This window comes from Streptomyces silaceus (assembly GCF_001419745.1).
GTDB lineage: Bacteria > Actinomycetota > Actinomycetes > Streptomycetales > Streptomycetaceae > Streptomyces > Streptomyces silaceus.
Genome location: NZ_LIRJ01000695.1, coordinates 1 through 2,247, shown reverse-complemented (window position 1 = coordinate 2,247; position 2,247 = coordinate 1). Strand labels below are relative to the sequence as shown.

Below are 2,247 nucleotides of genomic sequence, written 5' to 3'. Positions count from 1 at the left end.
ACAGGGGACGTAGACCTGGGGTGCGGCGGGGGCTTCGCGTCGGGCATCGCCTCGGGCTCCGTCGGTCTCGGCCCCGCGGGGACGGCCGTCCACCGCTCAACGCCTTCGACCGCTCCGTGCGGGGCATCTCCTGGATCCTCATCCGCTTCATGCTCCTGACGCCCCCGCTGGTGCTGATGGCGGACGCGGCGCTGCGCGGCCGGGGCCTGGAGACGCTGCCGTTCGCCGTCGCGGTGGCGGTCGGACTCACCCCGGAGATGCTGCCGGTCGTGGTCACCACGTGCCTGGCGCGGGGCGCCGCCCGCCTCGCCCGTGTCCACGGCGTGATCGTCAGACGGCTGCCCGCCCTGCACGACCTCGGCGCCATGGACGTCCTGTGCGTGGACAAGACCGGCACGCTCACCCAGGACCGTCCCGTCGTCGAACGGGGCCTCGACGCGGAGGGCCGCGACGCGCCCGAGGTCCTGGAGTGGGCGGCCGTGAACGCCTGGTGGACGCTGCAACTCGCCGACCTGCCGACGCCGGACGCGCTGGACGAGGCGATCCTGGAGACGGCGTTCGGGGGCGGGGCGGAGGACGGGCTCGGCGCGGGGGACGGCGGCAGACCGCAGGACGGGCTCGGCGCGGAGAGGCCGTACGTCTCGGGGGATGCCGTCCTGTGCCACGACGGCATCGCGGCGCTCCCCTTCGACCCGGTACGCCGCCTCGCCACCGCCGTCGTGACGCGCCCCGGCGCCGCCCTCGGCGTCCACACGCTCGTGGTCAAGGGGGCCGTCGAGGACGTACTGGACCACTGCGCCCTGCCCGACGACGAGCGTGCCCGCCTCCGCGCCCGCGGCGCGCACCACGCGGACCAGGGCCTGCGCGTCCTGGCCGTCGCCACCGCCGACCGCCCCGCCCGCCACCGCGACTGGACCCCGGCGGACGTACGGGGCCTGACCTTCCGCGGCTACGTCACCCTGCGCGACGCCCTCGCACCGGCCGCGGGGCCCGCCCTGCGCACGCTCGCCGAGCGCGGCGTCACCGTGAAGGTCCTCACCGGCGACCACCCGGGCACGGCGGCGCGCGCCTGCCGCGACCTCGGGCTGCCCCTCGGCCGCGGCGAGGACGCCGTCCGCACGGCCGCCGACATCGAGGGCCTCGCCCCGTCCGAACTCTCCGCGCTGGCCCACCGCACCACGGTCTTCGCGCGCTGCACCCCCGAGCACAAGGCCCGCATCGTCACGGCCCTGCGCGCCCACGGCCACACCACCGGTTTCCTGGGCGACGGCGTCAACGACCTGCCGGCGCTCCGCGCCGCCGACGTGGGCGTGGCCCCGCACGCCGCGGTGCCGGTGGCACGGGAGGCGGCGGACGTGGTGCTGCCGGGGGGAGGGGAGAGGGGAGACCCGGTGCTGCCGGGGCCAGGCGAAAAAGGAGCCCCGCCCACTGGGGAAGCGGAGGAGAGGCACCCGACAGCAGCCACCCCCGACTCCACCGGGGCCCCCGCCGCGGACCTGGCGGCCATGGACCACGCCATCGCGACCGGCCGGGGGAGCAGCGCGAACATCGCGACGTATCTGCGCAGCACCCTCTCCTCGAACCTCGGCAACGTCATAGCGATGCTGACGGCGGGCCTCCTGCTGCCCTTCCTGCCGATGCTCCCGGCCCAGGTGCTTGCGCAGAACCTCTTCTTCGACGCGGCCCAACTCGCCTTCGCCTACGAACGCCCGGCTCCCTCGGCCCTGCGCCGCCCGTCCGCCCTGCGCCCCCGCGCCCTGCTCCGCTTCATCACGGGCTTCGGCGTCCTCAACGCGGCGGCGGACCTGACGACCTTCGCGATCCTCGCCGCGGCGGTACCGGGTCCGACGGGCACGGAGGACGAGTCGGTGTTCCACTCGGGCTGGTTCACCGAGAACCTGCTCACGCAGGCACTGGTGATGCTGCTCCTGCGGACGACGCGCGCGAGGGCCACACCGGTCACCTGGGCGGCGGCGGCCCTGGCGACGACGGGCCTGCTGCTCCCGCTCTCCCCGCTGGGCCCGCTGCTGGGCATGACGGCGCTGCCGCCGCTGTACTACGTACTCCTGACGGCGGTCCTGGCGGTCTACGCGACGGCCCTGCGCGTGCTGCGGGGCCGCGTCGCCAAGGGGGACGCCGACGCGTACGCGCAGGATCACCCGTAGGAGAGATCGGAACAGGGATCGTCATCGGCGGACCGAGCCTTGGCCCCGCCGTCGGAGCCGCCCCCGCCTCCGGACCCGGACC

At 75.7% G+C, this 2,247-nt stretch carries 1 protein-coding gene; it reads left to right on the top strand.

What is annotated here, in order from left to right; translation table 11 throughout:
• The first annotated feature begins 116 nt into the window (after positions 1-116).
• Positions 117-2,165 (top strand): HAD-IC family P-type ATPase, encoded by a 2,049-nt coding sequence (locus AOK22_RS38770; RefSeq protein WP_055703314.1) that lies wholly within the window; start codon positions 117-119, stop codon positions 2,163-2,165.
• The last annotated feature ends 82 nt before the right edge of the window (positions 2,166-2,247 follow it).